The sequence below is a fragment of the Adhaeribacter aquaticus DSM 16391 genome, from assembly GCF_000473365.1.
Classification (GTDB): domain Bacteria; phylum Bacteroidota; class Bacteroidia; order Cytophagales; family Hymenobacteraceae; genus Adhaeribacter; species Adhaeribacter aquaticus.
In genome coordinates this window covers 3,848,558-3,870,637 of record NZ_KI421517.1, presented here as the reverse complement: position 1 = coordinate 3,870,637, position 22,080 = coordinate 3,848,558, and the positions used below count along the sequence as shown (strand labels likewise).

The 22,080-nt window shown below is 40.8% G+C and carries 22 protein-coding genes; 9 read left to right on the top strand and 13 right to left on the bottom strand.

Features of this window, described 5'->3' with window-relative positions; genetic code table 11:
* Window positions 1–49 precede the first annotated feature (49 nt).
* The gene (locus ADHAQ_RS0119330; protein WP_026464346.1) at window positions 50–760 is read right to left on the bottom strand and encodes a pseudouridine synthase; all 711 of its coding nucleotides are present in this window, start codon (window positions 758–760) and stop codon (window positions 50–52) included.
* 175 nt (window positions 761–935) lie between these two features.
* A complete protein-coding gene (locus ADHAQ_RS0119320; protein ID WP_026464345.1) occupies window positions 936–2,378 on the bottom strand; it encodes an alanine/glycine:cation symporter family protein in 1,443 nt (480 codons plus the stop codon).
* A 329-nt stretch (window positions 2,379–2,707) separates the two neighbouring features.
* Here ADHAQ_RS0119320 and ADHAQ_RS26335 point away from each other — a divergent pair, with 329 nt between their 5' ends.
* The 4 genes from ADHAQ_RS26335 to ADHAQ_RS0119300 all read left to right on the top strand — a co-directional run bounded on the left by ADHAQ_RS26335 (window position 2,708) and on the right by ADHAQ_RS0119300 (window position 7,451).
* Window positions 2,708–3,115: a DUF6717 family protein gene (locus ADHAQ_RS26335; RefSeq protein WP_051360039.1), complete on the top strand. Its 408-nt coding sequence runs from the start codon at window positions 2,708–2,710 to the stop codon at window positions 3,113–3,115.
* 68 nt (window positions 3,116–3,183) lie between these two features.
* The gene (locus ADHAQ_RS0119310) at window positions 3,184–4,185 is read left to right on the top strand and encodes an FUSC family protein (protein ID WP_026464344.1); all 1,002 of its coding nucleotides are present in this window, start codon (window positions 3,184–3,186) and stop codon (window positions 4,183–4,185) included.
* A 162-nt stretch (window positions 4,186–4,347) separates the two neighbouring features.
* The gene (locus tag ADHAQ_RS0119305) at window positions 4,348–5,928 is read left to right on the top strand and encodes a TolB family protein (RefSeq protein WP_034256930.1); all 1,581 of its coding nucleotides are present in this window, start codon (window positions 4,348–4,350) and stop codon (window positions 5,926–5,928) included.
* Window positions 5,929–6,152: 224 nt separating this feature from the next.
* Window positions 6,153–7,451, top strand: a complete 1,299-nt coding sequence (locus tag ADHAQ_RS0119300; protein ID WP_026464342.1) for a DEAD/DEAH box helicase — start codon at window positions 6,153–6,155, stop codon at window positions 7,449–7,451.
* Window positions 7,452–7,719: 268 nt separating this feature from the next.
* Here the strand turns inward: ADHAQ_RS0119300 and ADHAQ_RS0119295 are convergent, their stop codons facing one another.
* On the bottom strand, window positions 7,720–9,918 hold the full coding sequence (locus ADHAQ_RS0119295; RefSeq protein WP_026464341.1) for a beta-galactosidase trimerization domain-containing protein: 2,199 nt from the start codon (window positions 9,916–9,918) through the stop codon (window positions 7,720–7,722).
* 603 nt (window positions 9,919–10,521) lie between these two features.
* Here ADHAQ_RS0119295 and ADHAQ_RS0119290 point away from each other — a divergent pair.
* Both ADHAQ_RS0119290 and ADHAQ_RS0119285 read left to right on the top strand, forming a co-directional pair.
* The gene (locus ADHAQ_RS0119290; RefSeq protein ID WP_157433466.1) at window positions 10,522–10,713 is read left to right on the top strand and encodes a hypothetical protein; all 192 of its coding nucleotides are present in this window, start codon (window positions 10,522–10,524) and stop codon (window positions 10,711–10,713) included.
* A 46-nt stretch (window positions 10,714–10,759) separates the two neighbouring features.
* Window positions 10,760–11,554: a PRC-barrel domain-containing protein gene (locus ADHAQ_RS0119285; RefSeq protein WP_026464339.1), complete on the top strand. Its 795-nt coding sequence runs from the start codon at window positions 10,760–10,762 to the stop codon at window positions 11,552–11,554.
* Window positions 11,555–11,652: 98 nt separating this feature from the next.
* Here the strand turns inward: ADHAQ_RS0119285 and ADHAQ_RS0119280 are convergent, their stop codons facing one another.
* The gene (locus ADHAQ_RS0119280; RefSeq protein WP_026464338.1) at window positions 11,653–12,060 is read right to left on the bottom strand and encodes a GNAT family N-acetyltransferase; all 408 of its coding nucleotides are present in this window, start codon (window positions 12,058–12,060) and stop codon (window positions 11,653–11,655) included.
* Window positions 12,061–12,147: 87 nt separating this feature from the next.
* Complete coding sequence (locus ADHAQ_RS0119275) at window positions 12,148–12,525, bottom strand: PH domain-containing protein (RefSeq protein ID WP_026464337.1); 378 nt, start codon at window positions 12,523–12,525, stop codon at window positions 12,148–12,150.
* A gap of 139 nt (window positions 12,526–12,664) precedes the next feature.
* Here ADHAQ_RS0119275 and ADHAQ_RS0119265 point away from each other — a divergent pair, with 139 nt between their 5' ends.
* Window positions 12,665–13,876 carry an MFS transporter gene (locus tag ADHAQ_RS0119265; protein WP_157433465.1) on the top strand — a complete coding sequence of 404 codons (1,212 nt, stop codon included), beginning with the start codon at window positions 12,665–12,667 and terminating at the stop codon, window positions 13,874–13,876.
* Window positions 13,877–13,909: 33 nt separating this feature from the next.
* Here the strand turns inward: ADHAQ_RS0119265 and ADHAQ_RS26330 are convergent, their stop codons facing one another.
* Window positions 13,910–14,860, bottom strand: coding sequence for an adenylate/guanylate cyclase domain-containing protein (locus ADHAQ_RS26330; RefSeq protein WP_051360035.1), 951 nt, complete (start codon window positions 14,858–14,860; stop codon window positions 13,910–13,912).
* A gap of 243 nt (window positions 14,861–15,103) precedes the next feature.
* Between ADHAQ_RS26330 and ADHAQ_RS0119255 the strand changes: the two genes are divergently transcribed.
* Both ADHAQ_RS0119255 and wrbA read left to right on the top strand, forming a co-directional pair.
* Window positions 15,104–15,541, top strand: a complete 438-nt coding sequence (locus ADHAQ_RS0119255) for an aldehyde dehydrogenase family protein (protein ID WP_026464335.1) — start codon at window positions 15,104–15,106, stop codon at window positions 15,539–15,541.
* A gap of 9 nt (window positions 15,542–15,550) precedes the next feature.
* Complete coding sequence (wrbA, locus tag ADHAQ_RS0119250) at window positions 15,551–16,168, top strand: NAD(P)H:quinone oxidoreductase (protein ID WP_026464334.1); 618 nt, start codon at window positions 15,551–15,553, stop codon at window positions 16,166–16,168.
* 72 nt (window positions 16,169–16,240) lie between these two features.
* Here the strand turns inward: wrbA and rpiA are convergent, their stop codons facing one another.
* From rpiA to ADHAQ_RS26325, 7 genes are all read right to left on the bottom strand, one after another.
* Window positions 16,241–16,909, bottom strand: coding sequence for a ribose-5-phosphate isomerase RpiA (gene rpiA, locus ADHAQ_RS0119245; RefSeq protein WP_026464333.1), 669 nt, complete (start codon window positions 16,907–16,909; stop codon window positions 16,241–16,243).
* Between the two features lie 51 nt (window positions 16,910–16,960).
* The gene (locus ADHAQ_RS0119240; protein ID WP_026464332.1) at window positions 16,961–17,251 is read right to left on the bottom strand and encodes a GNAT family N-acetyltransferase; all 291 of its coding nucleotides are present in this window, start codon (window positions 17,249–17,251) and stop codon (window positions 16,961–16,963) included.
* 19 nt (window positions 17,252–17,270) lie between these two features.
* Window positions 17,271–17,906: an alpha/beta hydrolase gene (locus ADHAQ_RS0119235; protein ID WP_026464331.1), complete on the bottom strand. Its 636-nt coding sequence runs from the start codon at window positions 17,904–17,906 to the stop codon at window positions 17,271–17,273.
* Between the two features lie 56 nt (window positions 17,907–17,962).
* Window positions 17,963–18,898 (bottom strand): ring-cleaving dioxygenase, encoded by a 936-nt coding sequence (locus ADHAQ_RS0119230; RefSeq protein ID WP_026464330.1) that lies wholly within the window; start codon window positions 18,896–18,898, stop codon window positions 17,963–17,965.
* Window positions 18,899–18,905: 7 nt separating this feature from the next.
* Entirely contained in the window at window positions 18,906–19,616 is a 711-nt protein-coding gene (locus ADHAQ_RS0119225; protein WP_026464329.1) for a pirin family protein, read from the bottom strand.
* A gap of 101 nt (window positions 19,617–19,717) precedes the next feature.
* Entirely contained in the window at window positions 19,718–20,254 is a 537-nt protein-coding gene (locus ADHAQ_RS0119220; protein ID WP_026464328.1) for a YceI family protein, read from the bottom strand.
* Between the two features lie 418 nt (window positions 20,255–20,672).
* Entirely contained in the window at window positions 20,673–22,079 is a 1,407-nt protein-coding gene (locus ADHAQ_RS26325; RefSeq protein WP_169728016.1) for a glycoside hydrolase 5 family protein, read from the bottom strand.
* Between the last annotated feature and the right edge of the window lies 1 nt (window position 22,080).

Below are 22,080 nucleotides of genomic sequence, written 5' to 3'. Positions count from 1 at the left end.
AAATAATTAATAAAATTTAATAGTGCCTAACCTTTAAATGACAAGACGTTTATGCAGGTGATATCATTTGTATTAAGGCCTGCACTTCCGCTTTACTTAAATTTCGCCACTCACCCGGAGCCAAATTTCCTAAACAAATATTTATAATCCGGATCCGAATTAATTGATTCACCTGGTATCCTACTTTATAACACATGCGCCTTATTTGCCGGTTAAGCCCCTGTGTCAGAACAATGGTAAACGAAAAAGAATCCAACTGATTCACAATAGCTGGACGGGTCTTTCTTCCCATAATTATTATTCCATTAGCCAACAGATTAAGAGCCTCTGGGCTTAAAGGCTTATCCACGGTAACTTTATACTCTTTTTCCTGGTGATTCTCGGAATGAATAATCTGGTCAAAAATTTTACCGTTATTCGTGAGCAACATTAATCCTTCCGACTCTTTATCCAGGCGCCCTACCGGAAAAACCCGTTGCGGCAGTTGTAAGGCGGTAAAAAGGTTATCTGGTATAGCAGGATTTAAAGTAGATTCAATGCCCCGCGGCTTGTAATAGGCCAGGTAAATAAAAGCTTCCGCTTCTTTAATCACTTGGCTATTAAACAGAATAATATCTTCCGGAAGCACCACCTGGGTTAAGGTTCCTTGCTGATTATTTACTAAAACTTTGCCTGAAACAATTAATTGGACGGCCTCTTTATTAGAGATTCTTAACTTCTGAACGACAAAATGTTTAAGAGATGAGGTAAGCGCTTTCATAGCTGCCCAACAGGCAAAACTGTATTTCTTTTATCCTGGAAAGACTCAAACATAATGAAAAACAAATTACTCCAGGAGAATAAACCTAGTAATCTTTGCTGTGTAGACTTAAAAAAGAAACCATGACAGATGAATATACCCGCCATGGCTTCTTTTAAAATTTATAAAACAGGTATTACCGGGCTATCATTTCTTGCTTTTCCCATTGGTCGGCCTGCTTGATTCCTAATTCGGTTGGATTAAAAACGGGATCCAGCCCAGCTTTTTTCTGCGCCTGGTAATCTTTAAGAGCCCGTAAGGCAGGCTTCTGCAAAAGCAGAATAGCAACAATATTTAACCAGGCCATAATACCTACCCCAATATCGCCTAAAGCCCAAGCCGATTCAGCTGTTTTTACGGAACCCAAAAAGGTGGCACCTAAGATCAGGAAACGCAGCACTACATACAACCATTTATAGTTGTGTTTTCCCATCAGGTAACTCAAATTAGTTTCGGCAATGTAGTAATACGCCATAATGGTAGTAAAAGCAAAAAGCAGTAAAGCAATAGCCACAAAACTTCCACCTAAGGTAGGAAAATGGGTATTTACTGCCTGTTGGGTAAATTCAGAACCAAAGGGCACACCGGGTATATTCTCCATTAAAAAACCACCGGCTGGATTAACCACATTATATTGTCCGGTAAATAAAATCATAAAAGCCGTAGCCGTACAAACAAAAAGCGTATCTACGTACACTGAGAAAGCTTGTACCAGACCCTGCTTTACCGGGTGACTGGCCTCTGCCGCTGCTGCTGCGTGGGGGGCCGTACCCTGACCTGCTTCATTAGAATATATTCCCCTTTTTACGCCCCAGGAAACTGCCATGCCAAATACACCGGCAAAGGCTGGTTCCAGATTAAAAGCCGAGCGAATTATGAGGCTCATAATGGCTGGAATTTCAGCAATATTTACCAGGATGATAATGACCTCCATTATTATATAAGCTCCCGCCATGAAAGGAACCAGAATTTCAGCCACCTTACCAATCCGTCTTACTCCTCCAAAAATTATAAGGGCTAATAAAAAGGACACTGCCCCACCCGTAACAATAGGAGAAACAGGAAAAGCATTTCTGATGCCCATGGCAATGCTGTTGCTTTGTACACCTGGTAATAATAAAGCTGTACTTATAATAGTAGCAACGGCAAAAACAACAGCATACCGCTTCATGCCCAATCCTTTTTCTATATAAAAGGCCGGTCCGCCCCGGTATTGGCCATCTTTTACTTCTTTGTAAATCTGGCCCAGGGTAGCTTCAATAAAAGCAGATGCGCTGCCTAAAAAGGCAATCATCCACATCCAGAAGATAGCACCAGGTCCGCCCATGGCAATAGCCGTGGCTACACCGGCAATATTACCAGTACCTACCCGGCCCGCAATGGCAATAGAAAAAGCCTGGAAAGAACTTACCCCCTTAGCAGAAGCCGAACTGTTAAACAATAAGTGAATCATTTCGCGGAAGTACCGCACTTGTAGAAATTTGGTAACTACTGAAAAATAAATACCTGTACCCAGGCAAAGAATGATTAAAGCGTTGCTCCAGACAATATCATTGATATCGGCAATAATTTTTTCCATGAGGTGAATTTAAACAGCAAAAGGCGGAAAACAGGAATTTTATGTATTTACAAAGGTTTACCTGTTCATTTTAAAGCCAAAATAAGGAAATAATACTTAGAATTTGAGCTAGTGGTAAAAATATCTTGGTAGGAGGCCAATTCCCATAACTAGAAGTTTTACTTCTCAAATAATATTTAAACCCGCTGTTACTGGGTGAATAGCCGCTGTACCTTCTCCTGATAATGCCTAATTTGCAAATTTAAACCTTTAATTAAGTTAGTAATTTATTGGCCATTTCGTAGCTAAATTTATTGTAACATTCTTAAACCAAGATCGGTTTTTAAAATATGATCTGGATAATGCAATTAATGATAGGAATTGGGGTGGCATTGCTGACTGGATGGAAGAAATCAGAAGATGACCCTATTTTATTTTCTTTCTATAAAGAGCCGCATGGTACTTGGTACATAGACCTGCCCTCCTACCCGGGTCCTAAAGGAAACCTGGCCATGGTAGCCGGCGCCGATGATATGCTGGATTTTTTAGCCAAAGGAAAAGCACGGGTAAAGGTAGAAATGAGTGAAAAACCTTTTCCGGGAGCCTTGGCTATGGAACGGACTAAATTAGCAGATCCGGGAGGAGGCGCTTATTATAAACCCATCAACCATGCCATTCAATCGGTGTGGTTGTGCGATGTTACCTTATTTGCCCTAGGGAAATTTCCGGATAAAATATACTTTCGGGCTGTAGAATAACGGTCTGGTAATTCCAACCCACCACTTCGCGGACTGGCTCTTCATTCTTTTCCTTAAATTATTTTCTGATGCCTAACCTTTCTTTCAACCAAAAAATAGTTTCTGTTTCAATTAATCAAAACGCTTTTTTTTCGGCTTTGGCAGTAGTACTGGGTTTAAGTCTGATACATTTAACCGGGCAAGCTACCCTTGCCGGATTTCTGGTGGTCGCCATACAAAGTGTTTCGGGAATTAATGCCAAAACAACGCTTCTGAAAAGATCGGGCATGGTACTACAGGGAGCTTTAATTCTGATTGCCACCACCACCCTGGCCGTTTTAACCCGGACTAACCTGCTTTTTACCCTTGTGGGTGCCGTATTATTGGCTTTTAGCTTTGCCTATTGGCGCCAACTTTTTCCCAAGAACTGGCCCGATATTGTAATACCAGCCGGCGTACTTTATTTTATGGCTTTAACCGACCACCGGCTATTGGAACCAATTATAGCCACGGCAACCGGCGGGGCTTTAGGTTTAGTTTTAGATTTTATTTTGGGATTACTATTGGTAACTTATAAGCCCATACCTCTTGAAGGTACTGAAGAAATTACAACAGCCTCTAAATTATGGTTGCCACAAAGCCTGGTAATATATGCCATTGAACTAGGTTTGTTATTAGTTATCGGTTTAACCATTGACCACTATGCCGGATACCCGCACGGGTACTGGATGCCCTTTACTGCTATTGTAGTGCTACAGGTAAGCCATACTCAAACATTGAAAAAGGTTGGCGAACGCCTACTGGGTACCCTGGCCGGTTGTATTGCCGGCAGCTTTATTCTTTTTCTGCACCCCTCTCCTTTGGTGCAGATATTACTATCAGGGGTGCTGGTTTTCCTGTTCTTATATTTTGTGCGGAAAAATTATGCTGTAGCGGTAATTTTTATAACCATGTTTGTTTTATTGCTGCTTGGTTCACATGCGGCTAATCCATACGCCATAGCTTTGGAACGAGTGGTTTTTACCATTATTGGTGGGCTATTAGCTGTATTAAGTTCTTTTGTATTCTTATCTAAAAAGCAGCTTACTTAATAGGGAACTGCCTTTTCAGACTTGTCTTATTTTAATAAGGAGGAAGCAACGTAAGTAAATCGCTATATTGGATTTATTTTATTTAACTTTCTAAGCTATAATGAATTTAGAAGCTCTTGGCAACTTTATTTAATTAAAATCCACCACATTAATGCTCAAACTATGCTAAAACTGTTATCTTTTATTACCTGCTGCCTGCTAAGCACAATGAGTTTTGCCCAAAACAATGCCGTCGGTATTTTCCAGAACCACGCCGATGTGGGGAGACCTAAAAATGCCGGTGCGTCAACGTACGAGCAAGCTACCCAAACCTACCACTTAAAAGGCGGAGGCAGTAACATCTGGTTTAACCGGGATGAATTTCATTACCTTTATAACAAGCTGCAAGGAGATTTCATCCTGACAGCTAATTTCGAGTTTATTGGAAAAGGCGTAGATCCGCACCGGAAAATAGGTTGGATGGTACGGGAATCGGCAGATGAATCGGCGGCCAGCATGAACGCAGTAATTCACGGCGATGGTCTGACGGTATTACAATGGCGGCCAATTCGAGGTGCTTTTATGCGCGACCCGCAAGATGAAATTTTTTACCCGAAAAAAACACCTTTCCAGGTTATTCAGCTGGAGCGCACTGGCAAGAAAATGATTATGCGGGTAGCCAACTGGGGCGAACCCTTACAAGAAGTAGGTTCGCACGAACTGCCGGATATGCCGGATGCCGTACTGGCTGGTTTATTTATTTCGTCGCATAACCCCGATGTGGTAGAAGAAGCCCGCGTTTGGAATGTGCGGATAGACAAACCCGTAGCCAGCATTTACCATCCTAACCCCCAAATACAGAAAACTTTGCCTAAAAACCAACCGGTGTTAGGCTGCCGCCTCGAAACCATGACTATTGCTGACGGCAAAAGAAAAGTAATTTTGGAATCGCCGGAACGGTTTGAAGCCCCTAACTGGATGCCGGGCGGTAAAAAATTACTTTACAACGGAGGTGGGGCTATCTACACCATTCCGGTTACGGGAGGGACACCGGAAAAACTGAACACGGGAAGTGTAACCCGCATTAACAACGACCACGGTATTTCTTTTAATGGCAAACAGTTAGCTATTAGTGGCGGCCGGGAAGGTGTTGCGGGAGGCTCCTACATTTACGTATTACAGCTACAAGGCGGTACGCCTAAATTGATTACCGAAAAATCGCCGTCTTACTGGCATGGCTGGGCACCCAATAATAAGGATGTGGCCTTTGTAGCCCAACGCGACGGTGCTAAAATCTATAACATCTACAAGGCTGACGTAACTACCCGTAAGGAAGTAGCTTTAACTAAAAATACTTCGGGGCATGTGGATGGGCCGGAATATTCGCCAGACGGCAAATATATTTATTACAACGCCAACCCAACCGGCACCATGCAGCTCTGGCGGATGAAACCAGATGGTACTGGTAAAGAACAATTAACCTTTGACGAAAATCATAATTGGTTTCCGCACCTATCGCCGGATGGAAAATGGATTGCCTATATTTCTTTCCCGACCGATATTGATCCGGATGCCCATCCTTTTTACCAACGGGTAACGTTGCGGTTAATGCCGGTAAATGGCGGTGCCCCTCGGGTAATTGCTTACTTATATGGTGGCCAGGGAACCCTAAATGTTAATTCCTGGTCTCCGGATAGCAAATCAATTGCTTTTGTTAGTAATTCGCAGGTAGCCGAACCTGCAAGTACCGAGAAAACAAAATAAGCTTTCCAATGAACAGCTAGTAAAAAAGGTGTAGCAAAAGCTACACCTTTTTTTTATTAAAGACCGCCTAACACCTAACTTGTTGATCCCTTTCCAGCTTTTTTGCTGCTTCTTTCTTTTTGGATAAAACCTAAAACTACATAGTCGCCCACTATCCAGTATAAACAATAGAAACTAAATTAGGCTTTATTCCCGTACCTTTACCAAAATCTAAAATCAAACCCATGTTGGAACAAGCGCTTCAGAAACTTAACATATCCAAATTAAACCCTATGCAGGAAGCGGCTCTTGAAGTAGCCTCCCGCCAGGATATGGTTTTACTGGCTCCTACTGGTTCTGGGAAAACCTTGGGATTTTTATTGCCACTTTTAAACCTGCTATCACCTGAAGTTACTGGCGTACAAGCTTTGGTGTTAGTACCGGCCCGGGAACTGGCTTTACAAATAGAACAGGTTTTAAGCCAAATGGGTACCGGCTTCCGGATTAAATGCTTTTATGGGGGGCACAACACCACCTCGGAAAAAAGTAGTCTAACCAATCCTCCTGCTATTTTGATAGGTACTCCGGGTCGGATTGCTTTTCACTTACGGGAAGGTAACCTTACCGGCACTTCTGTGCATACGCTGGTACTCGATGAGTTTGACAAAGCATTGGAATTTGGGTTTGAAGCCGAAATGAAGTTTATTATTGAACAACTCCCCCGGGTAAAAAAACGGCTACTCACTTCAGCTACTTCCATGCAAAAAATACCCGGATTTACGGGCTTGCGAAATTATGAGACATTAAATTTCCTTACCGACAATCAAAGCATTTCTGATTTAGAACTTAAAGCTGTTCCTGTTCTTAATGAAGACAAAGAAAGTACTTTGTTTAGTTTATTATGTAAAATAGGAAATGCCCCTACTTTAGTATTTTGCAACCAACGGGATGCCGTGGAAGCACTAAGTGCTTACCTTAACCAGAAAAGACTGGCTCATGGCATTTTTCACGGGGGATTAGAACAACCTGACCGGGAAAGAGCTTTAATGAAATTCCGAAACGGCACTTATAATCTGCTTATAAGCACCGACCTGGCCGCCCGTGGCCTGGATATTCCGGAAATAGAAAATGTGGTGCATTATGAACTAGCCACTGCCGAAACTTTTGTTCACCGTAATGGCCGTACAGCCCGGATGCAGGCGAAAGGCACAGCTTATGTATTGCTAAATCCCGGCGAAAAACCTGGCTACCTTCCAGCCTCTTTACAGACCGAAAGATTGCCCACACGCCCTGTTCTACCTCCGCCAAGTCCTTGGGAAACTATTTATTTAAGTGCCGGCAAAAAAGACAAAATAAGCAAAGGCGATGTGGCAGGTTTCCTGTTACAAAAAGGCGGCTTACAGAAAGAAGAATTAGGTTTAATTGCTGTGCAGGATTATGTAACCTTTGCTGCCGTATCCCGAACCAAGGCCGATAAAGTAGTAAAGGCTTTAGAAACCCATAAGCTTAAAAATAAGAAAGTAAGGGTTGGTATAGCTAAATAAGATTTAGCCAGCTTCTATGTGTAGTTCTACTAAGCTTTGCTAATTTCATTTCACAATTTTTACTATCAACTTTTAAAACTTACAATAAAACATTTTCAAGAGGAGAAAGTATTTTATCCAACTTAGCTTAAGCTTATTATTTTCTTGTAAGTGATAGTTAAAATATTAGAATAAATTAGCATACTATGTTTCTTCTTGATTATCCCGTAGATAAAATTAAGAGTAATTGTTAAAGCTCCTGGAGTGCTCTGCTCCAGGAGCTTTTATATTAAGCAAAATCCAAGGCTATTATTTCATGGTCTGTAAGCTGATTTACTTTTAAATGAATAAGACCTCTTGTATTTTCAAAGGCTGGTTTCTGGCCACTTAATAGCAAATGTACTGCGGTAACTTTCTTATTTTGTGGCACCCGGATACTTACCTGCGTATCCACCGGTATCAACTCCCGAAAAGGGCCTTTTAACATCATCGGATTGGTGAGATTTACCAGGTGCACCGTCAGGGAATTTTTCTGTTGCCAGGTAGTTACATCAATAACGCCGGGACCTTTTACCTCTACCATTGGTTCTTCGTTCAGGGCCCATCTAATGGTATTCCGGAGTAATTTGCTATGATCGGTACTCATAATTTGCCAGAAAGTACGATCCAGATCACTGGGAATATAAGCTACCCGCCCCTGCCCTACTTCGCGCAAATAAAGTTCCCGGATATCCGTATCGCCTTGACGCGGAAATACGTCTTCCATGGGCAAATCGGGGTAAGTTGGCACTAAGGTTACCGGGCTTGGGAAATTAGTATTGGCCTTTACCTTTACGCGGTGGGTTGCATTAATTATCCGGTTTGCTTCTTCCAGGCCTTTTAGTACCGGGTGATATTGTTTGGTAGCCGGATCAGCTTTTAAGTTCAGGTAACTGTTCTGCATTGGGCCTTCTACTCCCTGAGCATAAGTAACCCCTAGTAAATCAGCTAAGCCAAAATTGATTCGCTGTTTGCCTTCTTCATCGTACAAAGAAGTTTCATAAGTAGCCACCAGGCTACCTCCATTTTGCACAAATTGCCGCAGTTGCTCACATTGCCCTTCCGATAGCGCTGCAATATTAGGTAAAATTAAAAGCTTATAAGGTTTCAGGTGTTCGGTATCCATCAGGCGATCATTTACCATTTCAAACGGGAGCCGGTCTTCAATCAGAGCGTGATATACGCCATTGGCATGGTCATGGTAATTTTTCTGCCAGGCTTTACCGCCGTAATTTTTATCTGTTTGCTCTGAATAGACAATGCCAACCCGGGCTAAAGGAGCGGTATTGCGGAGGTATTTCTCATTTTTATAATAGTTCTGATATAAGTTTTCTACTGTGGCCATCCAGCGTTTATCATAAATCTGTCCACCAAATTTTACAAAACAAGGCAAGAGGCCATTGGCAGTGCCTTCGGCTACCCAAATCCGGATTTCCGAATTATCCTGCACCGAATCTTTCCAACGATATTGCTCTTCTATTCCTACGCTAAAAATGCCTACCTGCGGCTTCATGCCCATGGTAGCCCGCAGTTCCTTCGCGTGCTTACCGTTAGACCAGGGCGGAATAACACCACTCCGGGCTTGCTGGTCGGCAAAAAAGAAATCAGAATGCTTACCGGTAAGTAGTTTATCCGGAAAACCATTCGGAATAAAACGGGCTGTAGATTTTTGTTTCCTGATCTCCTTGTCCCATAAAAACCATAGTTCCTTTAAACGATCCGTACGCCAGGTTATATATTTACGGTAAACCAAATCATTTTTATCGCCGGATGCCATGGCCGTACTGTTGTTGACCGAAGTAGATAGAGGCAGTTCAAATCCGGAGTAAGCTTTAAAATTCTTTTTACAGTGTTCGCAATAGCAAATTCCGTGGCCCGACCAGCGATTAGAGAAAATTGCATCGGGTTTGTAACGCTGCGTTATTTCCTGGTTTACCTGCCTCATAAATTCAAAATTATACGGGCCAAGAGCACAGGTTACCCACAACTCCGGGTTAGCCCAGTGCTTTCGCTTACTGCCATCTGCCAGGGTATGTATCCAATCAGGATGCGCTTCATACACATTTTGACGAGCTGCATGCGGATCGGTGCGCAGAATTATGGACATGTTCATTTTCCGGCAGCCATTTACCAGGTACCCAAGCACATCCTGATCTTTAAGCCAGGCACTGCGGTAATGCAACGGTACTTTGGTGGGGTAAAAAGCCACTATTCCGCCGGCACTTAACAACACGCCATCCGCATGCAGGCTTTTAAAATAATCCAACCAAAAATCAGGATCATAATTCCCGGGGTCACTTTCTACAAAGGCCAGTTGCGCCCACCGCATAGAACGATCGAACCAGGGAGTATCTGCTAAATTGGAAGCCTGAACTAAGGTAGAAGTTCCGGTCAGGGCAAAAGCACCGCCCACAACGGCCGTACTTTTAATAAAATCTCTTCTTTGCATGGTGGTGGAATATGAGTGGCGGTAAAACTTCAGATCGGCAAAATCTGAACAAAACAATTTAGTCTTTTTTCATAACAAAACTATTTAAAATATAGAGGTTAATTTTCTGTTACACACATTACCAAGCCTTATTTAAAATTTTAAATAATATTAACCTAATAAAATTTACTAGTTACTATTCTTCTGATCTTTTACTACTTAACTTCTTATAGGAATTAATTATTTGGAACCAGGTACAGCATTAGTTTTTAGTTCTGTTATTTTTCAGGTAGCCAAAGGCTTTGGCAATTAGTTACTACTGCCAATTAATAACTCAAGTATTCTGGATCCATTCCTATCATCAGGATTATTAAAACTCACTTTATTACTAAATCATTTTTTGTTTAAAACAAATTACACCTTTTAACTACTATTGAAATTCAGCGTATTACAATATTGACAAGTAGTACAACCAGGTTTTACTAGAATTTGAAAAATTATAAAGTAAAATAATTGGATAAGATTCTTCAAATAGAGGTTTATAAATAGTAGAAATACAAAACCTTGGCATTGGAACCTGGAAATAGTACTAATAAAGGTTTTAGTAATCAAAAATTAAAAAAGATGGCAGAAATAAAAATTGTAAAGAAAAAAAGTAACTCAGGTTGGGCCTGGATTCTTATCCTGATTTTTTTGGCTTTAGTGGCGTATGCTGTTTATGAGTTTGCTTATAAAAGAGATTCTTCCGAAACCATTCAGGAAACTCCGGGAACCGGATTTATTATAACTGATAAGGAGCACTCCTGGGCTGCTTAAAGAGACAATAGGAAAAATAGATTGAAAAAACTAAAGGAATAAAGCTATGAGAAATGATAATATAAAATATGTCGATACGGATAGGCTTGTACCGTTGAGTGGTATGAAGGATTATGAGATAGCTAAAGACAATCCAAATGTTTTAGGTTGGCGTGTAGTAGGATCAGACGGAGAATATTTTGGCGTTGTCCGGGATTTAATTTTTGATCCTACAGCCATGAAAGTACGTTATTTATATGTGGTTGCCGAAAGAAAATTTTTTAAATCTGAGTATGATCCTTACCTGTTAATACCAATTGGAGCAGCTGCCCTGGATAAAAAAAGGAATAATATCTTTGTTTCCTTTATTGATTCCAATTCCCTCTCCAACTATCCAGTTTATGGCGGGGGTCCTATTCCGGAGGATTATGAATATTCGGTGCGTGATTTATTTATGAAATCGCAACATAATACCCTTCACCCTACTTCCGATCAAAATAGAACTGATTATGATATAGCGGATCACCGGAACACGGATCATACTTTCTCAGACAACAACCAGGTACCTTTGTCTCGACCTGCAGCTGCTCAACCACTTTCTAACGATTTTTACGCATCTGATTATTATAATGAAAATCGGTTTTATAATGCTCCGGAAGATACCGGGACTTATGACACTAACCGTAACAGCTCAACCTTCTACGATACTAATGAGCCTTTTAATACTGATAACCAGGATAATAATCCTAAATCAGTAGAAGATTCTATCGCAACAATTGAAAGACTGGAACAACTACGCGAAAGAGGTTCTATTACAAACGAAGAATTTGCTGTTTTAAAAAGAAGAGCTTTAGGCATTTAAAGTAAACCTTTGAAGCAGGCTAAAGCCACTGGTTATAATATAGCCGGTGGCTTTTTTAGTTAAACAGATTCATATACCTTTAATTAAGCTAATCTTACTTAAATTAAAATTAATTCCATAATAGTATATTCCTTTCCTGCTTTAGCGAACCGCTGGTGGGTATCTGCCAAACCGAACTTCTCATAATATCCTTTTTTATGGACCCGGGCATTACACCAAACTTTTTTTGCTTTTCTGCTTCTGGCTTCAGCTAATACATGATTCAGAAGTAAGGTGCCAAACCCTCTTTTTTGCTTATCCTGCAAGGTCGCAAATTTCCGGAACTGAATTTCTCCATTAACCTCAAATACAGAAACAACAGAAGTCAACACCTCATCCTGATAAAGCCCGTAATGCGTACCATTCTTATCTTCTTCCAGCTTAACAAAACTAATTGGCTTATCTGGCCACATTACTTTCTGCCGGATAGGCCAGGTATCTTCAGGTGTTATTTTTTTAATTACCATAGCACAAAACTAAGCAGGAACCTGGCAAAGTATAAGATTTGCCTGGCACTTTGCTATCGAAATATTTAGTCTTGACCGGTTTTTTATTTACATAACATGCTGGGCCAGTACTTTCTGCAGATCGTACACATTCACCTGCTTATTAAATTTTTTAGCAATACTTGGGGTCAATTCATTTGACAGCCAAATTTTTAATTCAGCATCTAATTCAAAATGACCTGCAGTTTCTATGCTAAATCTGGAAATGCTTTTGTACATGATGGACATGTATTCAGTTCGTTTGCCAGTAAGCCCATGCTTATCAACTAGTATAAGCCTTTTATTGGTAAACACAAACACATCCCTTATAAGCTTAAAGCCTATCTCTATCTGTTCATTGGGAGCGAGCAAATTGCCGTACTCTTTTTGTATTTCGTTGGGTTGCATTACCCCTGCATTGCCAATTAATCCTGAAAAAAATCCCATAGTTGTTTATTTAGTTGTTTTATAGCTTTACTGTTATACTTAAAATTTCCACCTCCGTTAATTAGCTATTCTTAAAATATAATTATCCCTGTGTTTATTAAAGTTTTCTTTAAGAAATTTGGCTTTTAAAACAATTATATTGAACTCCCCAGAAGTAAAACCTAACGCACCCGCTTTATTCAGTAATATTTTATTGGGCATAGGACAAATTATTTTATGGGGGGGCTCTTTTTTTTTATTAGCCATTCTGGCTAAACCTATCATGCAGGAAACAGGCTGGTCCCCAGAACTGGTTTACGGATCCTTATCCCTGGCATTACTACTATCCGGACTTTTAGCTCCTACCATTGGAAAAAAAATTAATTCCCAGGAAAACTATCATTTTCTTTTATACAGTGGTTTTGTTATTGGTGCCGGGTTAGTGGTGTTATCATTATCAACCCATATTGCCTTGTTTATAACCGGTTGGGTTATTATTGGCATTGGTATGGCCATGGGCCTCTACGATACATTATTTGCTTCTTTAGGAAAAAAATATGGCACAAATGCCAGTAAGGCTATCACCCAAATCACCTTAATTTCCGGATTTTGCACTACCCTGGTCTGGCCAGCTCTTTCTATCCTGCTGGAGTATTTCGACTGGCGCACCACCTGCCAACTTTACGCCGTACTTTTATTTGTCAGTATATTTCCTATTCATTATTATACTCTAGCTGCTTATCGTACAGGCAAAGTAAAAAACAATACTTTATTCAGTATAGAATCAACACCTGCAACTCCTAAACGGCCCACCGTCTATTATTTCCTGCTTTTTAGTTTCACCATTAGTGCAGTTTTAATGACAGCTGTTTCCTTGCATTTAATAGATATATTATTAGACAGGAAGCTGCCCAAAGCGGTAGCCATTGGTTTAGGAGCTTTGCTAGGTCCAAGCCAGGTTGGGGTCAGAATTTTAGAAGTTATTTTGCCTAAAAGATCTCCTGTAAAAACTTCCATTATGTCGGCGGTAGGAGTTTTAGCCGGGTTAGGACTGTTGTTGTTTTTTCCCCAAATGGCCTTTTTAGGAATAATAATGTACGGCCTGGGAAATGGTATGCGCTCAATTTTACGCGGAACCTTACCGCTTTATATCTTTGGTTCTGGTTCTTATGCCAGTATAATGGGGACCCTAGCTCGTCCCCCTTTGATCGCCCAGGCATTTACGCCCTTTATTGGTGGTTTCCTTATTCAGCACATGGGAATATTCTGGTTTTTAGCGGTTCTTTGCCTTATGGCCGGAATTAATGTTGTTTTAACTTTTGGTATTCAAAAATCCCTTAAAGTTAGAGAGCCGGACATAGGAGTTGTTTAACTTTTTTTCCCAATATAAAATTAAACTAGTAACCTAATCATTTTTAGCAAAAGCGACCACTGGTTGGTAAGGTTTACCTATTAATTTTACTTCAAATGGGGCACTTATCCCTTTTAAGGTAAGCCGGGCAGTTCCTACTGCATAAGGTGGCTTTTTAAGTAACTGGTAAGCATATTCAGAAATGACAAAGCTGTTGTTTACTTCTTTGGTAGCAGCCTGAAGTCGGGCTGCAATATTTACCGGGTAGCCCATCACTGTTAAGTTATCATTTAGGCCAATTCCTACATTGCCATAAATAACTTTACCCGCGTGCACCCCAATTCCTACCTCAAACTGGTGGTTAAAATAAGGACGCAGGTAAGTATTATTGAAGATCTTGATATCCTCTAATATTTTAAGACCTGCCAGTACAGCCGAATCTAAGGAAGTTTTTATTTTTGATTCCAACCCAAAAACGGCATATAAACCATCGCCGGCCGTATCTATAATTTTACCGTTGTATTGTTCTATTGCATTTTTAAAAATAGCAAAGGCCCGGCGCATAATATGAATGACATCAAAAGGAAGATTACTTTCTATAAAAGGAGTAAAATTCCGGATATCAATAAAAAATAACACCAGTTTCTTCCGGATACCCGTTACCTGATGCAGGTCCTCCCCGTCGTTATTGATAAATAAGAAACGGTCGGTTTCATCTTTTACTATCCGTTGCACGATAAGCCCATCTCCTTTTACTTTTATTTGGCAGGCTAATCGGATATCATCAGCAAACTTTCTTACTTGCCTGGCTACCCGTTCGCAACTATTCTGTTCCGAAAGTTGCTCCGCACCTTCCAGGACTAAAACCCGACAGGTAGAACACTGGCCATTACCGCCACAAGCATGGTAATGCGGAATTCCTGCTGCCAGCGACGCCTCCAATAAGGTTTGGCTTTCTTCAATGGCAATAACATTTTCTCCTTTAAAATTTACCTGAAAGGGCATCCCCGTTAATATTTAGTAAGGCATTAAATTAAGAAATATTCTTTAGTTAGCTACTGACCAAAAAAGATTAATTTTTTTATTGAATATGGTTTAGCACCCTTTTAAGCCTTTACCTCCTTTTCCTGCTATTCTTCCGCATCTCCTGGCTATTTTGTAATCCATTATAATTGATCTTGAAAGGCTTATAAAAACAAAAATATAAAAAGGCCGGTAAAACTACGGGTTCACCTACTACTCTAACAGATGACGGCATTACAGGAGCTGAATAAGCAATTTATTGAAGGCCAATGGCTCGATGGTGGCGAAGCTTTTACCCCGGATAACTTAAACCCTTATGATGATGCTATTTTAAATACGGTTGCCCGCACCAGTAAAGAATACGAAAACCGGGCATTTGCCGTAGCCAAAGGTACCGCTAATTCCTGGCGCAACACCAAAACCCTTGAGCGACAGGAAATATTACTTAAAGCAGCCAACCTTTTAAAAGAGCGAAAAGCCGAAGTCGTGGACTGGCTGGTTAAAGAAGTTGATAGAACAGTAATAAAAGCAAACATGGAAGTGCAGCAAACCCATGACCTAATAGTTGAAGGTTCATCGTTTCCAACCCGAATGCACGGTATTATTCCAAACGCCTCTGTACCTGGTCAAAAAAATATATTCATATCTCTTATCCATAACTAAAATAAAACTATGGCAAACGTAAATTTGGCGATTATCTACTACAGTGCTACCGGCACTAATTACCAATTATCTAAATGGGCAGCCGAAGGTGCCCAGCAGGCAGGAGCAGATGTAAAAATTCTTAAAGTAAAGGAACTGGCACCGCCCGAAGCCATTGCTCAAAATCCGGCCTGGCAAGCCCACGTAGAAGCTGTAAAAGAAGAACCCGAAGTATCTTTGGCTGACCTGGAATGGGCAGATGGTATAATTTTTAGTGTACCTACCCGCTATGGCGTCATGGCGGCTCAACTAAAAGAATTTCTGGACTCTACCGGTGGTTTATGGTTTAATGGTAAATTAGCTAATAAAGTAGTAAGTGCCATGACCAGTGCACAAAATCCGCACGGAGGACAGGAAGCCACCTTACTTTCGCTGTATACCATGATGTTCCACTGGGGAGCTATTATCGCTGCCCCGGGCTACACCGATCAGGTTATTTTTGGCGCTGGTGGTAATCCTTATGGCACTAGTGTAACTGTTAATAGGGAAGGCATCCAGAATGATGCCCGGGAAGCTGCCATTCACCAGGCAAAACGTACGGTAATGGTAGCCAATTGGGTAAAGAATGGATTAGCTGGTGGCCAATAATTAATTTCAGCAGGCTAATTTCAGCAATAACCCTGTAAGGTAATTCACCAGAAATTAGCCTGCTTTTCCAAGTTAAGTTCTTAAAGTTATTGCACCGGTGTCGGAAGCAGAAATGATGGCATGAACCATTTCGTTGAGGAAGATACCAGTCTCTACCACCCCCGGTATTAGGTGAAGATCCTGGTTTAGCTTGGCGGGATTTTCAATGGGATAAAATTGACAATCAACAATTAAATTGCCGTTATCAGTTATAAATTTCTGTCCGTTTGCTTGCCTTATTAAAGGATTACCGCCCAATTTTTGTAATTGTTTCAGGGTTAAGTCGGCACCAAAAGGTACAATCTCTATGGGTAATGCAAACTTACCCAGCCTCTCCACCAGTTTAGTTTCATCTACAATAACCAGAAATTTTTTTGAATGATAAGCCACAACTTTTTCGCGAAGTAATGCCCCTCCTCCCCCTTTTATTAGGTTATTGTTCTCATCAACTTCATCGGCACCATCAATAGTCACATCCAGAAAGTCAACTTCAGCAAAAGTAGTGAGCGGAATTTGCAGCTCCCGGGCTAAATTTTCGGAAGCCAGGGAAGTAGCAATGGCCTTAATCTGTAAGCCTTCCTGCACCCGTTCTCCCAGTTTCTGTATAGCAAAAAACGCTGTAGAACCAGTTCCCAACCCTACCACCATATTATCTGTTACAAATTCTACAGCTTTTTCGCCAGCTATTTTCTTCGGATTCATGCTTAACGAGTTCTTTTTTTCTGATAAGTATAATTTAATTGCTTTAGGCTTTTATACTGCTTTTTTACTTTTTACCAAATAATGGTATTCCGGGTGCCGTTTCAGGTAAGCCAGCATATAAGGACAGAACGGTACTACTCCCAATTCTTCTCTTGCTGCATAATCTAATACATGCTTAGTTAAAGCAGCTGCAATTCCCCTACCCTCCAGTTCCTTAGGAACCTCCGTATGAAAAATTACCAAAGCACTAGGCCGCTTTTTATAATCGATAAAAGCTGTTTTACCTTCTACTGTGGTTTCAAAATGATGATTAATCTTATTATCTATGATTTCTAAATCCATACCGCCGGAGGATTAAAAATTATTTAGCAGATGCCTTAATCAAAATTTCTTTAGCTAGCGCTAATTCTTCCCCTGTTATTGTATGCGGCCGGTTTTTATATATTCTTTTAGTTACTACCGCCCCTTTATTTTCCATAATACTTACGGTTTCTTCCACCCTACTTACAGGCACATGCGGGTCCGGATCACCCGTAGTAATTAAAACCGGAGTTCCGGCAAAATTTCCCTGATAATTGTCTATAGTTAATTGTTGTCCAACCAAACCACCAGTAAAGATTAAAAGTCCGCCAAACTTCTGAGCATAGCGGGTAGCATACTCAGAAGTTAAACAAGCACCCTGCGAAAAACCCAACAGGAATATATTTTCGCTCGATATGCCTTGGTCCTGTATGCTTTTTACCAGCTCATCTATTCTTTCCAGGGCCGATTCCAGGGCCGGCTGATTTTGCTCAACGGGCGCCATAAAACTATATGGGTACCAACTATGGTTAGTTGCTTGTGGAGCAAAAAGAGAAAAATCTGCTACAGGTAAATTATTTGCCAGGGATAAAATACTTTCGGCAGTAGCTCCCCGACCGTGAATCATAATTAAAGCTTTATTAGATTCCATTAAGGGTCGTCCCTGGGTTATAATCTGGGTTTTATGGATATACATAAGAAGTTATTTTAAAGTAAGACGTCTGTATAAACTGCGGAACACGCCGGAAAAAATTAATCCAGCTTAGGTAAAACAGCTTCTATTTGCGCCCGACGCGCTTCGTACTGCGGCGGCAATAATAAACCTGAACCTAATTTATCCCAGGGCTCATCAATGCCAAATCCCGGATTATCAGTGGCAATCTCAAACAATACGCCTCCCGGCTCCCGGAAATAAAGTGAATAAAAATAATTACGGTCAATTTTGTCGGTAATGCCATGGCCCGCCCCTGCTACTTTCCGGCGGAACTGCATTAATACCTCTTCGTCTTTTACCCTAAATGCTATGTGGTGATTGGTACCGGCCCCACCTATACCCCGCGCTTCGTTTGGTAATTCCACTAAATCTATAATATTAGCCGAATCAATTGACTCTGTGATGTAGCGGTAGCGGTTGCCACTTTTCTCTAACAATTTATATCCAAAAATGTCGGTTAAAATAGCCGCAGTAGCTTCAATATGGCGTAGAGTTAACGTTACCCCATGAAAACCTTTGGTAGCCACCTCGGCTTTTATTTCGTCGGTTTCCCAGGCTACGCGGTTATCCTGTATTTTAGGTATAACCAGTTCTAATTTTAAGCCATCCGGATCTAAGAAGGTTATGTATTTTTCCCCAAACTTTTCGGAAGGTTTGTTGTAAATAACGTTATACTTTTCAAACCGATCAATCCAGAAGTCAAAGCTGCCTTCGGGCACAGAATAAGCAATGTTGGTGGCCATACCCGTACCGGCACTGCCTCTTCGGGCACCCTCGTAAGGGAAAAAAGTTAAGATAGTTCCGGCGCTACCCCTCTCATCGCCGTAGTACAAATGGTAAGTGCCTGGATCATCGAAATTAACAGTTTTCTTTAGCAAACGCAGGCCTAAGGTTTTGGTATAAAAGTCTAAATTTTTTTTGGCTAACCCGGCTATTGCCGTAATATGGTGCAGGCCTAGAATTGTATTTTCCATAATGTTATTAATGATTAATCGGCACCTCTATTAACAGGAATTTACTGTCGGATAAAAAACTGAATTGTAGGTGATCTGTTTCCCAGATGCCAATCCCTTCCCGTTGATTTAAGTTCTGTTGGTTTACCTGCAGTGTACCGCTGATATTATAAATAAAAATGCCTTTATTTAAAGAATTAAAGGAGTAAGTTAAGGTCTGTTCTTGTTCGAAATAACCCAAAGAAAGTTTAGCATTCTGGTTTATCCAGCAATGGCTTTGGCCTTCTTCGTTACTGACCACTGTCACTAATTTATTCAGTCGTTTCTCTTCCGGGAAATACCGGCGCTGGTAACGAGGAGTAATATTCTGCAGTTTTGGTTCTATCCAGATTTGCAAAAAATTAACCTCGTCCTCGCCAACATTATGTTCTTCGTGGCGCAAGCCACTGCCGGCACTCATTATTTGTACCCAATCTTTATGCACTACTTCTTTATAACCCAGCGAGTCAATGTGATTCATGGAGCCGGCCAGCATTATGGAAATAATTTCCATGTTAGCGTGCGGATGAATACCAAATCCATTCTTAGGCTGAACAAAATCATCATTAAACACCCGTAGTAAACCAAATCCAGCTCGGACCGGGTTATAAAAACCAGAAAAGCTGAAAATAAAATTGCTCTTTAACCAACCAATATCTTTTAATCCTCTTTCCGCTGGCTTATATAATTCAAATTTCATAGCATGATTTATATTGGTTTCTTGAAGTTTGTACGGGAAGTAATAAAGAAATATAATTATTACTTTTAATTACTTCGGCTTTTCAACTTTAACAATAAACTTTAAGCTTGTTTTACGAGCTGAATTTCGGCTTGCAGTTTTATTTCATCGCTTACTACTACACTACCCGCCTCGGTAACAGCACTCCAGGTTAAGCCAAACTCTTTGCGGCTAACTTTACCTGAAACGGTGAAACCAGCTTTGGTTTGTCCGTATGGGTCTACTACAATACCACCAAACTCTACCTGTAGGCTTACCGGCTTGCTGATGCCCCGGATAGTCAGGTTACCATCCAACTGGTAATTATCGCCGCCTACATTTTTATAACCGGTACCTTCAAACCTGATTTCTCCATGATTAGCCGCATCAAAGAAATCAGCTGAGCGCAGGTGCGTATCCCGCTGGTCATTATTGGTATTGATGGAATCAACATCCGCAGTAAATACGACACTTTCTGCTGACGTAAACTGATCATCTGCTGTCTCTGCTTCTACATGAAACTTCTGGAAATATCCTGTTACTGTAGTAATCATTAAATGCTTTACCTTAAACTGCACCTCACTGTGCATTGGGTCTAAAATCCATTTTGTTGTTGACATATCTCTATTGTTTAAATTGTTCTGCTTGCCATAAGTTTACTGACAATACAAATGTAACTACATTTAATGTATATACATACATTTTTAACTAAAAGTTTTTTTATTTTAAAATATTCTGGTTAAGACCTAAATCCTTGTTTGATTTTACTTGAGGATCAGCTTGTTAAATCGCATCAAAAAATTGATTAGGATCGGCAAGGAAAAAGGAATAATAAAATTCGGTTTAGGAAAGAGGAATAAGCCTCTACAATGGAAAATGATCCTCCCCTTTTTGTTTTTATTCAGTTTCAGAATTTTGCTAAACAAAAAAAATACTTCTGCTATAGCAGATCAGCTAGTAGACCAGAACCTAAGCGGAGATAAAAAAGGGATACAATAAGCGTGTATCCCTTTCAAAAACTTGTTATTTTTAAAGCTCTTATACTTTATCTCCTCTTATAGCTATAGCCATATCAGCCACTATAGGAGGCGGCGTAAGGGCGAGTTCCTCAACTCCTCTTTTTTCTACTTCTTCCGTGTGAATTACCATACCCGATATTGTATCAAAATAAGAAATAAGGTACCTGCTACTGGTTAAACCTGGTATGGAAATAGTAAAGCCAACCGGTTCTGCGACTTTAGACACTAAACCATTTTTTTCAATTTTATCTTTCCTTAAAAGCCAGACTAAAGCCTGGTGTTCGTCGCCACAGGCAAAACCAGAAAGAGCCGGCGAAGAAATTTTGATTTCGTGGTTTAAATTTTTTCTTTTAAAAAAGGACCAGCTAAGTAAAGGAAGAAATTTATTTAAGTTTTTTTGGGCTTCGCGCATGCCGTAAGTTAAAACGTGCGGATGCCGGTTAGGCCAACGCATACCACCTCCTGCCCCACCCGAAGCAAAGTGGGCCCATTGTATATGCCGGAAATATTCATCATCAAAAGGCGCAGGCAAGGTTTTATGTAAATCTTTAAAAGCATGTATAGGACCGTGCTCGCTGTCAAAAAAAGGCTTAGGCTGGTGTAAATGCTCCAGAGCCTCCCGAATTAATGCTCCGGTACAAATGGCCGAAGCTACTGTATTTTTGGGATGGTTAATGGTTTTAGCATCGTAAAAATGGGTGGTGGCAAAATCGAGTTGCGGATGCCGGAAAATAACGTCGGCCACAATAGGATGCTCATATAAAACCGGACCAAAAAGAGAAACTGTTTGCAAATGGGTCCGGCCATACAACCGCAATTCTACTTCCCGTAAGTGGGTACTTAATTCTACTACAAACTCATTAAAAACTTCAGGATTGTTTTCGGCATGGGCCGGGTGAATTTCATTCCATAAGTCCCAGGCAAATAAAGCACCACTGCTTCCCCAACGTTCTGCTACAAAGCTTAACCGGTTTTTGATAATTTTTAGGGTTTCCGGGCAAAGCAACCATTGTGAGCGCTTCCGGCAGGGCCCGCCATTGGCTTGGTTATAAGGATGATGGTTCCACCGGATCCACATCCAGAATGTATCATATGGGGTCAATAAAATACGCAGCCCATATTTCTCACACAAAGCAAAAAGATCATCCCAGAGCTTAATCATGTTAGGCTGAAATTTACCAGCTGGTTTTTCAAAATAACGGTTTTCCGTTTGAGCATACTCCAGCATAAACCGTAATACGGTAACTCCGTGCTCTACCAGATAAGCCAAATGACCTTCCACAGCTGCCATATCTTTTCGCCGGAATAATCCGGCAAAATCAGGCCAGGTAATGGCATCATTCTGCCCAATTGGCGTCCAGGCATTGCCTTCTTCAGTTATAAAATAAGGGGCTCCAGGAGCTACCTGGATCCAGGGCATTCCCATT